Genomic DNA, 12,290 nt, shown 5'->3' on the forward strand with positions numbered 1-12,290 from the left:
CGAAAAAAGCTTTGTAATAATCAAAAGCGGAGGGCGGCGGTTAGCTGGGACAGGCATAAGACAGATCTGCGAAACGGCGCTTTTTGCCGTATAGCAGTGCTGGCTTATGACCCGAGCAAATCGAACTGCGAAAGGGTTCAATTTGCCTTAATTTCTGCGATTTTCGCAGAAATTAAAGCAGCACCCTGCCACCCGAGGTCTAGACGAAAAAAAGGCTGTCCCTTTGATCGATTGATTCGACAAAGTGGACAGCCTTTTCTATTCGTATAATTGCTTAATCGACGGTTTTTGACTACAGGCGGACGCTTTCCAATCAAACAGCGAAGGGTTCGATTTGCCTTAATTTCTGCGCTTTTTGCAGAAATTAAGGCAGCCTGCAAATTCCTGCTCGCAACGCTACGCTTGTGCTCGCAAACGCCGTTCTTCGTGACGGCGTTCGCTGGAGTCGCCGCCTTTCGCTTCAATCCTTGGAAATCCTATTAATCAGACGACTGCTACTACAATTTTTTATACCCTCAAAGGCTCCATAAAGAAAATTTCTAGTACCCTTTCCCTTTTTCCGCCAGTAGACTTCAATTGGTAATCAATATGTGCGAGCTTTTGCAAAATCAGAAGAAGCCTTTCCATTTTGGGTATGCTTCTATTTTCCATGATCAGCTTCACACGATACGGATGCACGTTCAACGTTTTTGCAATTTGCTGTTGTTGGTATCCTTTTTTCAATAATGATATTACGTGGATCATCAATCGGATCTGCCCTGCAACGAGGGATGTCAACATGATCGGTTCTTCGCCATTCCGTAATAAGTCATGGTAGATCGAAATTGTCCTCTTCACATTTCCAGTCATGTATGCATCTGTCAGACGGAATACATCCATTTCGGGCAGGCGAGGAACGAGCATTTCGATGATTTCCCTAGTTACTTCACCATTTCCATTCATGTACATTCCGATTTTGGTGATTTCATTCGATAATGTCAAAAGGCTGTCACCAGCCATTTCAACGAGGACTTGCGCAATTTCCGGACCAATTTTGATGCCATTCGTTCCTGCTTCGTTCTGAATCCACGTCGTCAAATCCCGGCCGCTGAGTGGCACCGCTTCAACGACAACTGCTTTTTGTTGCATCACCTTCACAATCTTTTTACGTCCGTCCAGTTTTTCATAAGGGGCCAAAAAAAGAACAGTTGCTGTCGGCGATGGATTGCCGAGCCATGACTCCAGCAATGTGATATTATGTACGACTTTCTCTTTCGTTTTATCGGCCGCCTTCAGAAATGATGCGTTATTGGCGATGATTAATTTTCTATCTTCCAAAAATGGGAGTGTATCCGCTTCTTCAAGGACAGCTTCGATTGGCGTTTCCTCCAAATCGAAGCGAAGGACCGAGCCCTCATCGATGTCCGGCATCGCCTTTACAATTCTTCTGATTGTCGTGTCAATCAGATACTGTTCGACGCCCGTCAACAAATATACCGGTTCGATCTTCCCTTCACCTATGCTCTTCCATATCGCGTTGACCATTCGAATCCCTCCAGTCACTCACATTGTCTCATTATACAGTACCGATTCATGACTTTGAACAATTTGTGTCGATTGTCATAAACCCGGCATAATAAACCGATTGATATGGATTTTTTTTTCGTTATCATCTATACTATAAAGGAATTAGGAGGTGTAGCAATGAATGAGTTCGAACATGACGTACAGTCTAAACGCAATGATTTAATCGACTCTGGTGTTGGTTTCATTGTAGCTTTCGTTGCTTTTTCTGCAATTTTCGTTATTGCTACAATTATAGACTTCGTCGCGCACTAATAGCACTCCTTAAAGACGGCTTGTTCATTCCTCAAATGGAATGGACAAGGCCGTCTTTTCATTTTCTGTCGTCAATATTTTCAAGCTGCCGCCTTTTTTTACTACAATCGTAATAGAGCCGTGATCTGCTGTAGCCATTGTTGGAACCTCATATTTTTCAAATGTCGCCACCACTTCAGCATGTGGATGCCCATACCGATTGTCCTTTCCGTATGAGTATATCGTCAACTTCGGCTGCAAAGTCCGTATGAATTCATCCGAACTGGATGTCCGGCTGCCGTGATGTCCGGCTTTGAGGATCAATCCCCTCCAATCCAATTGTCCATATTTTTTAAGAAGTGCCCTCTCCCCCTCAATTTCCAAATCACCGGTGAACAAAAACGACGACCCTTCTGTTGCCATGAATAGAACAAGGGAGCTGTCATTCCCCTTGTACATCCCCGCGGCAGGCGCCATATAATAAAAATCAGCCGACTTGTCCGACCATGCTGTCCCTTCAGTCATCGCATATACTGGTATCTCTTTCTCGTTAGCCATCCACAAAACATCTTCCATCGTCTTTTCCTTTTCACTGCCCGGCGAAATATGGATTTCATCCACCCTGATCTCTTCCAACACTTTGTCCGCACCTTCCATATGATCACTGTCTGCATGAGTTAATATCAACTTATCAACATTAGTAATGCCTTTCCCTTTCAAAAAAGGGACGACGATGCCCCTGCCCACTTCAAACGCTTTTTCAGGCGTACGCCAAGTAGGCTCTCCAAAACTCACCGTTCCTCCCGTATCAATGACATATACTCCCCGCCGATGTGGAAGTTCGATGACGATTGAATCTCCTTGACCGACATCAAGATACGTTACTCGTAATGCAGAATCTAAAAAAGGAGCCATTTGAATGAGAAGCGCAGGAACCAAGACAAATGGAATGGCCTGAAAAGCTTTCATTCGCCTTTCAAGCGCAATCAGGAACAGAAGTGTACCGCCTGCAGCGAGTGCCGATAGTATCACCCTCGGCCGACCAGGCACCCATAATTGATGCGGCAACGATGCCACATGTTCTGTAAAGGCTTCAATCCAGCCTCTTAGTGGAACGTAAAGTGAAAAAACGGCACCTGCAGTCAATGGCATTACGTAAGTTACCAACAACAATATGATGTTCATTGGTAAAATGATAAAAGAATAAAGAGGAACATAGACGAGATTCACTATGAACGACGACAATGACAGTTCAAAGAAATGATATAAAAGGACGGGATATAATGCCAATTGGGTTATAGCGGTAACCAGAAAAGATACTTTGAATGCAGATGCATGATGCGACAGAATCCTTGTCGAATAAATCAAAGCGAATGCCGCCAAATAAGAAAGTTGAAATCCAGGTTGCAGCACGACGAACGGCTGCCAAAGGATAAAGACTGCCGCACTTATAGCAAGAGCATCATCCATCCTCATCCTGAAACGTCCAGTCGCGGTTAGCAAGAGTAAAATCGTGACGGAAACCGCCCTCCAAACGGATGGCGCACCGCCCGCCATCACTGCGTATAACGGCAAAAGGGTGATCAATAAATTGTCAATCGTCTCGACTCTGATCGTCAATCTGATTAGAAGGCTGCGAAATAGAAACGTCAATAGCCCGACATGTAAGCCTGATATCGCAAACAGATGAGTTATACCAAGCGTCCTGTATCTCGAAGCCACGTCTTCATCCATGCCGCTTCGATCCCCAATGAGCAGTGCTTCCGCTTCCGTTACGAGTGATTCGGGGAATGTTTTCTGGATATGATGCTTTACCTTCCATCTATGACGTGATAACACTGTCTGTAATCCAGAATTCATTTCATAACCTATCAATCTGTCGGATTCGAACATGCCGGCAGCGCCGTTCATCTTCAAATAACGGTCCATGTCAAAGGAATATTCATGTGCAGAAGCTGGCAATTCCTGAAAGGTTCCTTCCAAGGTAAAACGGTATGATGGAATATGCAACTCTTGGAACTGTAATTTCTGGGCTTCACTTTCGAATGCCAGCAAAGCATAGATAACATCACCGGCGTCTGTCCTTGCAAAACCTTTCATTTTACCGCCATCGATTTTGACTTGATCCGTCCATGTCAGGTCAAGGATGGCAGAAGTCCCGGCTTCTTTGAGTTCAGGTACATGCAGTGAAATGAAATAATAGGAGAGTAATGAAGCCGCCAATGCCAGTATCGGAGTGAGGGCTTCCTTTCTACGGAGAAAAATGGGGATAAGCAATAGATTGAGGAATATAAGTTGCGCCGAGCCGTACGCCGCAAAAGCGGATACGGCAACCGGCACGCAAATATAAATAATACGAACTTCGCCAATTACTTGCCGAATAGGTCATCCACCCTTCTCTTGAAAGGAGAGAGCTTTTCAGTTGGCGCACCTAGTGTTTCCATTTCTGCAAGCAAGTCATTGATAAGCCGCAATTTCCCTTCCTTTGCAAAGTCGACTTTCCTTTCATCAAAAGGGATATGTCTGACTTCGACCCCGGATTGTTTAAAAAGCTCAATTGCATATTCATCGTTTTTATAATCAGATGCATAATTAACGATTTTTATGCCGGATTGGATGATCGCCTTCGAACATTGCAAACAAGGGAAGTGCGTCACATACAAAGTGGCTCCTTCAACAGGACTGCCATATTTCGCACATTGGAGCAATGCGTTCATCTCTGCGTGGATTGTACGGACACAATGATTTCCGACGACATAGCACCCATGATCAATGCAATGGTCCCCGCCTGAAATAGAGCCGTTATAGCCTCCTGCAATGATCCTATTATCCCTGACGATCGTCGCTCCGACAGTCAGTCTTGTACATGTGCTTCTGACCGCTAGCAAATGGCATTGCGCCATGAAAAACTGATCCCATGTAATCCGCTCCATATGTATGCCTCCAAACAGTATTAATTACTTATTTCGCCGTAATGAAAGACTCAAGCTTTTCAAACGTCTTTTGCCCTATGCCTGACACTTCCAATATGGCGTCGGGAGAATTGAACGGTCCATGCTCCTCCCGATATTGAAGGATGGCAGCAGCCTTTGACGGCCCGATTCCCGGAATTGTCATAAGCTCCTGCACATCAGCAGTATTGATATTCACTTTTCCGTCATCCTGCACACCTCCGCCTTGGAGCGGAAATGATTCTGACGGGCTGGAGAAATCGACTTCTTCGCCTTCCCTCGGCACATAAATGAAAAACTCATCTGGCAGTTTCATTGCATGGTTCAGCATTCGCGAATCTGCATCAGCCAAATAACCGCCCGCCGCGTGGATGGCGTCGATGAGACGATCGCCCTCGTTGAGTGAATAGACGCCCGGATATTTCACGGCGCCTTGGACGTCGACCATGATTGTTACCGGAGCCATTTCAATACTTTCAATCGGTTGCTCCTCTTCTTGAAGCTGCTCTTGTATAACGTCAATAATTGGGGATTGTCCGCTTGCGACAGTCGGTTGACTGCCGGCCTGTCCTCGGGGAAAGAACAGAATTGCGGAAAGTACAGCGATTGCTGCGATAGGGGTGATGATCTTACGCCATTTTCCGGTTGCGATCGATCGAAACAGCTTTCCCACCCTTTCTACGAGGCATCCATATGGAGTCATCTCCCACTATATATGATTACTTCTGAAAATGGAAGTTTCATTTGCGCGCTTGATAAAATATTCTTTCACTTTCATCGTGCGGCGGCTCATCTTCCCAATCTGCAAAAATGCGTTCAATCGTAAAACCGGCTTCCCGCAACAAATCCACGTATTCAAAAACGTGGAATGTCCGTTGTTCATGCCTCTCATCGAATCGGCGATAAAGACCGCTTTCCTCTTTGACAAAGAAGCTGAGTTCAGAAAGGACGGAATGCTCCTCATCGCCCTCTTCCGTATGCCATATGTAAGCGATTCGATCATTATCGAAAGTGAAAGGGCCTTCCAGGAAAATGACATCCGTCTTAAAAGTGGAATGCACATCAAAAATGAGCACTCCACCATAGTTCAAGACCGAATGGATTCCTTTGAAAGTGTTAAGGACGCTTTCCTGGTCCGGTAAATAGTTAAGCGAATCGATTGCAATGACAGCAATGTCAAATTGCTCTGCTCCCCCAATTTCCTGCATGGGCAATTCAAGCAAATCGATTGTCAATGAAAGGTCAGTTGCACGTTTTTCCGCAATAGCAAGCATGTCTCTTGAAAGATCGATTCCGGTCACAAACGCTCCGGATTTCGCTAGCTTGACGGATAGCAGACCTGTCCCGCAGCCAACATCGATGATTTTCTTTCCCTTTATGCCATCTCCAGCAACTGAAATTAAATCGACATATGCATCATAAGGGATGTCGGTCATCAATTCATCATAGACGAGGGCGAACTCCGTATAGGCTTCCTTATTGTCCATTGTCCATATTCAGCAACGGAGCGTCTCCCCATAACTTCTCCAAGTTATAATAACCGCGTTCGTCCCTATGGAAAACATGGACAACGACATCGCCCAAGTCGACTAGAACCCATCTTCCATTGTCAAGACCTTCCACTCTTTTTACTTCAAATTCATTTTCTGCTGCCTTATCGGCAACTTCCCTGGCAATCGCTTGGACTTGTCGCTCAGAATTCGCATGACAGATGATGAATTGGTCTGCAATAAGGGATACGCCCTCCATATTCAATACGACTATATCTTGCCCTTTCTTATCGTCTACTGCATTATAAGCTGTTTCTAGTAATGTTGGCATATTTTCACGTTTCCTTTCGTAGTTGGCTCGTTCAATCTCTTTGCACATGTTCATTATAGCATTCAATGGAGTCGGGAAAAACAGCTACACGTCTCTCGACCAAGTAGAGCACCGAATGAGCGATGCAAGCTTTCATCGCTCCATCAATTTGAAGCTGGGCGGACTCGCGAAGTTCTTCAATGCCTGGAAAGCTCCTTCCCGGTTCGATGAGATCTGCAATGTATACAACTTTCTCCAAGACGGACATGCCGGCCCTGCCCGTCGTATGATAACGGATGGCATTGAGGATATCCGTATCCTTCACGCCGAACTCTTGCTCAGCAATGATACGTCCTGCAGCTGCATGCCATAGTTCATGGTGGAAGGAAAGAAGCTTGCTGTCTTCGCCATTCTCTTCAATCATTCTTCGCATATCGGACGGTTCCATGAATTTCGCGATATCGTGGAACAACGCAGCCTGTTCAGCTTTCTCTGCAGGAACACCGAAACGAACTCCTAATTCTTTTGCCGTTTCCGTAACTCTAACTACATGTTCAAAGCGTTTTCTCGGCAATCTCTTTTCAAGTTCCATTATGAGCATTGCGGTATCCATAAAGACCCTCCTGTCGGATATATGTCACGATGTTTTCCGGTACAAGGAATTGGATTGTTCCGCCAGTTTGCATTCGGTTACGAATCAATGTAGAAGACAGGTCGACTTCAGGGATCCGTACCATCGTGATCGGATATTTCGTTTCACCATCAGTACCCGGCCTGCTTACCCCGACAAACGTCACCATTTTCATCAGTTCATCGATTTTATACCATTTATGCAGCGTATCGATCATGTCGCCACCGATAATAAAATGAAATTTCGTATCTGGCTCCTGCTCCGTCAAAGTTTTCATCGTATCGAATGTATAAGAGACGCCGCCGCGGTCGACTTCAAATGAGGATGCCGTCAAACCGGGTATTCCCAAAACAGCAAGCTCCACCATCCGCAACCTCTGTTCTGGCGTTGCATCCGATGGGTCCGTTTTGTGAGGGGGGATCGAAGTGGGCATTAGACGCACTTCATCCAGTTGCAATGCATGCTTCACTTCATTCGCCATGATCAGATGCCCGATATGCGGTGGATTGAAAGTGCCGCCCAACAGTCCGACCTTTTTCATAGTATCCTCCTTACGGTAAAACGATTCGTTTTTTCTCCTTCGACTCTTTATACAGCACAAGGATTTTTCCGATCACTTGAACGACATCGATTCCTGCCTCTTGAAATTTAGCCGCAATATCACTTTTATCTTCTTCACAATTTTGAAGGATACTCACTTTGATCAATTCGCGTGCTTCGAGTGCCTCTTCGATCTGTTTGATGATCGGTTCAGTCAAACCGCCCTTTCCGATTTGAAAAATCGGTTGCAGATGATGTGCTTCACTTCGTAAATAACTTTTCTGTTTACCTGATAACATTTATTTTCCTCCAAGATCATTTGAAATTAATTGAATCATTTTCTTCGTGTCAGGATATGCGCCCGTCCAAAGTTCAAAGGCCAATGCTCCTTGATGGACAAACATTCCGACTCCGTTAATCGTCTTCCCGCCGACCTCACTGGCGCGGCGGAGAAATTCGGTTTCGAGCGGATTATATATGATATCCGCGACAATTGCCCCTTCGGAAATCCCGGTCGGATCTAGCGGCATTCCACTTTTAGCAAAATTCATACCGACTGAAGTCGTTTGAACGATCAAATCGAATTTATCGAGCGCCAACTGTGCTTCATCCAATGAAAGTGCGGAACTTCCCGGAAAAGCATCCGACATTTCCTTTGCTTTCCCGATTGTGCGGTTCGTTATGGTAATTTGTCCGAAACCGGCCGACTCCAGCGCAAAGGAAATGCCCGCCGCTGCCCCGCCAGCTCCAATGACGAGCAATTCCCCGTTCTTCTCCGGTGAAGCCCCAAACTCTTGCAAGGAGCGCACAAATCCGTTTCCGTCGGTGTTCGTTCCGAACAACGTTCCATCCTCAAGGACTTTCACCGTATTGACGGCGTTCATCCGTCTTGCCGCCTCATCGACTTGGTCGAGGTATGGGATGATTGCGCACTTATGCGGCACGGTAACATTCCATCCGCTGCAGCCTAATCTTTTCAAGCTGGCAACCGCTTCGCCAAGCTGTTCCGCTTTGACATGGATAGGTATATACGTCGCGTCGATGCCGTTCTCTCGAAACCATGCGTCATGCATGACAGGTGACATCGATTGTGCAATAGGGTCACCGATGACCGCATACCATTTTTTCATGGGTCAGCCTCCTTAAATAAGGGATGGACGGAGTACTACATCCACTCCACGCGGTGCGTGTACGGCAACGACGACGCCTGGATGCTGTACAGTGATCCAGCCCAATCCCGAAATGACTAGGTCCATTTTCGGTTTTTTAATCGAGAATTCATGCCTGACAAGCGGCGGCATCTTTTCAACGGACTCACCACTAGGCGGGAAGAGCATTTCTCCAAGATGCTTTGCATATAACGAATCTGCATTCTCAAGCTTCGTCCGATGGATAGGGATTTCATTCGAAACATGGATCGTAAAGGATGAACGATCTCCAGAGAGAAAATCAAATCTCGCAAGGCCGCCGATAAATAATGTCTGTTCTGCATTCAATTGGAATACTTTCGGCTTCAGTTCCTTTTTCGGCGTGATCGCTTTCAAATCCTTCGCATCCAGGTGATGAGCGATCTGATGGTCGTTAATGATGCCTGGTGTATCGTAAATGGCCTTTCCATCGTCTAGCGGAATTTCAACCAAGTCAAGTGTAGTCCCTGGGAAATGGGATGTCGTAATCACTTCGCCCATTCCGGTCGCATTTTTTATGATCCGGTTAATGAATGTGGATTTTCCAACATTCGTACATCCGACCACATAGACATCTTTCCCTTTTCTATAGTTATCAATAGCTGTCAATGCTTCTTCCATACCGTGCCCTTTAAAAGCGGAAATGAGCAAAACATCAATTGGTTTCAAACCAAGCTTCGCCGATTCCGTCTTCATCCAATTGATCAGTCGGTTGCGGTTGATCGATTTAGGAAGGACATCAGACTTATTCCCGATCAAAAGGATGTCCTTCTTCCCGACGAAACGTTGCAGGCCATTTATCCAGCTGCCATTGAAATCGAAGATATCGACGACTTTGATGATCAATCCCTCTTTTTCCCCGATGCCATTCAAAATCGCAAGGAAATCGTCGCCCGATAAGGAGACGGGCTGTAATTCATTGTAATTCCGCAGGCGGAAACAACGTCGGCAAATGACTTCCTCTTTCTCCAAAGAAGCGGCAGGTGCATATCCTTCTTTTTTTGGATCCTCTGTTTGAATTTCAATACCACAACCTATGCATGTAAGTCGTTCCAAGCTTATTCCTCCCATTTAATCAGTCCTTGGCGTTTCAGTTTTGCCATGATCCTTCTTTCGATCATCCTATTGAATTTCGTAACGAATCCGTCAGAGCTCGCGACGGGCACTACGAGAATTGTATGAAGGCCGAACCGGTTGCCGCCTAAGATATCTGTCATCAGCTGATCGCCGACCATGACAGCTTCTTTCTTCTGTAAGCCCATCTTTGCAAGCGCCTTTTTAAAATTCTTCGCCAACGGCTTTCGGGCTTCGCATATGAACGGTGTGCCGAGCGGACCGCAAAATGTTTCGACCCGATTTACATTATTGTTTGAAAGGATTGTCACTTGTAAACCAGCATCCTGCATCATCCTTACCCACTCAATGATTTCAGGCGTCGCCTCAGGACGATCCCATTCCACCAATGTATTATCCAAATCGGTGATAATCCCTTTGATTCCTTTTTGTTTTAACGCCTCGGGTGAAATCTGAAAAATGTCTTTTACATATTCATCCGGCAAGAAATATTTATACAAGTTAACCACTCCGTTATTTCACTAATTGTATTCCGATTATACCATATTGACATCCAATGGCACGGATTGGACCAAGTCGGAAATCTGTTCGATTTCCTTGCATTTATTACTGAATGTATACAAGCAGTCATCGCATATGCTGTCATATAACGACACAGGAGGTGGACCGATGAGCGGTTTTGTCATGGCACTCGTCCAACTGTGGGTCGAAGTCCCTGCTATGGTCGGTTATATCAGGGGGCAGGCGTTCCGTCGACCGCTATCAAAAGCGGAAGAGGCTGATTGCTTGAAACGATTGGCAGAAGGCGATGAAAGTGCGAGAGACGAACTCATTGAAAGGAATATGCGCCTCGTCGCTCATGTCGTAAAAAAATTCCATCCAAAACACGAACAACTGGACGATTACATTTCCATCGGCACAATCGGGCTCATGAAAGCAGTGAACAGTTTTACACTTGACCGGAAAACGAAGCTTGCGACGTATGCGGCCCGTTGTATCGAGAATGAAATTCTCATGTACTTGCGCACACAAAAGAAAGTGCAGAAGGATGTATCACTTTTCGATCCGATAGGAACGGATAAGGACGGTCAGTCCCTTCAAATAGCAGACCTGTTGCAGACCGACGAGGAAGCGCCTATCGATACCGTACAGCAGAAAGAGCAAAAGGAAAGACTTTACCGCCATCTCGGAAAACTGGATGGAAGAGAGTTGGAAATCATCCAAAGAAGGTATGGTCTGCTCGACGACCAACCGATGACTCAGAAGGAAATTGCACAGCAGCTTAACATATCAAGAAGCTACGTCTCACGTATCGAAAAAAGAGCCATCGTCAAACTCTACCAACTGTTCAAACATGAGTACAATGAATGAGAGTAATACAGCGCAAATGAAAAGGCGATTCCTGACACGGGGCCACGGCCCTGGGAAAGGAAACGCCTCTTTTCACATCATTTTCATTATCCATACCGCATTCCAAATCAGTCCGCACTTACCTCGCGCGCGATGACGACTGCAATGACTGTCGTTACAAAGAACACACCTGCCATTAGATAAAACATACCTGATACCTCCTTCGCAGCAATATGCAACCTGCTATTATCTTACCATAATCAATTTAGAATTTCGAGATAGCATGCATGACAATTTCCGAAGAGTGTTTAGCTGCTAACGGCAAAAATTCATCAAAGCTGATGGACGATTCTTTGCCTGCGATATCAGACAATGCACGGATGACTACGAATGGCGTTCCGAACTGATGACACACTTGCGCTACAGCTGCAGCTTCCATTTCTGCCGCAATCATTGAAGGGAATTGTCCCTTTACAAGTTTGACTCGTGCCGCATCACTCATAAAAACATCACCCGAAGCAATCAATCCGATTGCATAATCATGCTCGCCGATTTCTTCCACTGCTTCTTTGGCGATTCGGATAAGCTTTTCATCCGCCTGATAAGAGGGAGGCATCCCAGGCACTTGTCCGATTTCATAGCCAAACGCCGTCGCATCTACGTCATGGTGTCTCACTTCGTCTGAGATGACAACTGTTCCAACGTTAAGAGATTCTTTGAAGCCGCCCGCGGATCCTGTGTTTAGGACTACATCCGGTGAGTAGCTCTGAATAAGTAATGACGTCGCAATCGAGGCGTTCACTTTCCCGATTCCGCTCTTGACAAGAATGACATCATGTTGACCTATTTTACCTTCAATGAACTCACAGCCAGCAATCTCACGACTATTTGGCGTCTCAATCTTCCCTCTTAAAATTTCAACTTCTTGTTCCATTGCTCCAATGATTGCTATCCTCATCC

At 45.7% G+C, this 12,290-nt stretch carries 15 protein-coding genes; 2 read left to right on the forward strand and 13 right to left on the reverse strand.

What is annotated here, in order from left to right; genetic code table 11:
- Positions 1–507: 507 nt before the first annotated feature.
- Positions 508–1,524, reverse strand: coding sequence for a DNA polymerase III subunit delta (gene holA, locus AWV70_RS08310; RefSeq protein WP_060206053.1), 1,017 nt, complete (start codon positions 1,522–1,524; stop codon positions 508–510).
- Between the two features lie 159 nt (positions 1,525–1,683).
- On the opposite strand from holA, the gene AWV70_RS22840 reads away from it, so the two are divergent.
- Complete coding sequence (locus AWV70_RS22840; protein ID WP_082713522.1) at positions 1,684–1,818, forward strand: YqzM family protein; 135 nt, start codon at positions 1,684–1,686, stop codon at positions 1,816–1,818.
- Positions 1,819–1,842: 24 nt separating this feature from the next.
- On the opposite strand, the gene AWV70_RS08315 is transcribed toward AWV70_RS22840, so the two are convergent.
- The 11 genes from AWV70_RS08315 to AWV70_RS08365 all read right to left on the reverse strand — a co-directional run bounded on the left by AWV70_RS08315 (position 1,843) and on the right by AWV70_RS08365 (position 10,480).
- Complete coding sequence (locus AWV70_RS08315; RefSeq protein WP_060206055.1) at positions 1,843–4,020, reverse strand: DNA internalization-related competence protein ComEC/Rec2; 2,178 nt, start codon at positions 4,018–4,020, stop codon at positions 1,843–1,845.
- Positions 4,021–4,166: 146 nt separating this feature from the next.
- A complete protein-coding gene (locus AWV70_RS08320; RefSeq protein ID WP_060206057.1) occupies positions 4,167–4,730 on the reverse strand; it encodes a ComE operon protein 2 in 564 nt (187 codons plus the stop codon).
- Positions 4,731–4,758: 28 nt separating this feature from the next.
- The gene (locus AWV70_RS08325; RefSeq protein WP_235588583.1) at positions 4,759–5,421 is read right to left on the reverse strand and encodes a helix-hairpin-helix domain-containing protein; all 663 of its coding nucleotides are present in this window, start codon (positions 5,419–5,421) and stop codon (positions 4,759–4,761) included.
- Between the two features lie 67 nt (positions 5,422–5,488).
- On the reverse strand, positions 5,489–6,235 hold the full coding sequence (locus AWV70_RS08330) for a class I SAM-dependent DNA methyltransferase (protein WP_060206059.1): 747 nt from the start codon (positions 6,233–6,235) through the stop codon (positions 5,489–5,491).
- The gene (rsfS, locus tag AWV70_RS08335) at positions 6,225–6,569 is read right to left on the reverse strand and encodes a ribosome silencing factor (protein ID WP_060206061.1); all 345 of its coding nucleotides are present in this window, start codon (positions 6,567–6,569) and stop codon (positions 6,225–6,227) included. The genes AWV70_RS08330 and rsfS overlap by 11 nt, the downstream gene beginning before the upstream one ends.
- 31 nt (positions 6,570–6,600) lie before the next feature.
- Positions 6,601–7,161 carry a bis(5'-nucleosyl)-tetraphosphatase (symmetrical) YqeK gene (gene yqeK / locus AWV70_RS08340; RefSeq protein ID WP_060206063.1) on the reverse strand — a complete coding sequence of 187 codons (561 nt, stop codon included), beginning with the start codon at positions 7,159–7,161 and terminating at the stop codon, positions 6,601–6,603.
- Entirely contained in the window at positions 7,130–7,720 is a 591-nt protein-coding gene (locus tag AWV70_RS08345) for a nicotinate-nucleotide adenylyltransferase (protein ID WP_060206065.1), read from the reverse strand. Before AWV70_RS08345 ends, yqeK begins: the two co-directional genes overlap by 32 nt.
- Before the next feature lie 10 nt (positions 7,721–7,730).
- On the reverse strand, positions 7,731–8,018 hold the full coding sequence (gene yhbY / locus AWV70_RS08350; RefSeq protein ID WP_060206067.1) for a ribosome assembly RNA-binding protein YhbY: 288 nt from the start codon (positions 8,016–8,018) through the stop codon (positions 7,731–7,733).
- Complete coding sequence (aroE, locus tag AWV70_RS08355; protein WP_060206069.1) at positions 8,019–8,849, reverse strand: shikimate dehydrogenase; 831 nt, start codon at positions 8,847–8,849, stop codon at positions 8,019–8,021.
- Positions 8,850–8,861: 12 nt separating this feature from the next.
- Positions 8,862–9,977: a ribosome biogenesis GTPase YqeH gene (gene yqeH / locus AWV70_RS08360; RefSeq protein WP_060206071.1), complete on the reverse strand. Its 1,116-nt coding sequence runs from the start codon at positions 9,975–9,977 to the stop codon at positions 8,862–8,864.
- A complete protein-coding gene (locus AWV70_RS08365; protein WP_060206075.1) occupies positions 9,965–10,480 on the reverse strand; it encodes a YqeG family HAD IIIA-type phosphatase in 516 nt (171 codons plus the stop codon). Before AWV70_RS08365 ends, yqeH begins: the two co-directional genes overlap by 13 nt.
- A gap of 169 nt (positions 10,481–10,649) precedes the next feature.
- Here AWV70_RS08365 and sigK point away from each other — a divergent pair, with 169 nt between their 5' ends.
- Entirely contained in the window at positions 10,650–11,351 is a 702-nt protein-coding gene (sigK, locus tag AWV70_RS08370; RefSeq protein WP_060206077.1) for an RNA polymerase sporulation sigma factor SigK, read from the forward strand.
- 244 nt (positions 11,352–11,595) lie between these two features.
- Here sigK and mtnN read toward each other — a convergent pair whose 3' ends face one another.
- A complete protein-coding gene (mtnN, locus tag AWV70_RS08375; protein ID WP_060206079.1) occupies positions 11,596–12,288 on the reverse strand; it encodes a 5'-methylthioadenosine/S-adenosylhomocysteine nucleosidase in 693 nt (230 codons plus the stop codon).
- Positions 12,289–12,290: the final 2 nt, after the last annotated feature.

This window comes from Sporosarcina koreensis, from assembly GCF_001531445.1.
GTDB classification, from domain to species: domain Bacteria; phylum Bacillota; class Bacilli; order Bacillales_A; family Planococcaceae; genus Sporosarcina; species Sporosarcina koreensis_C.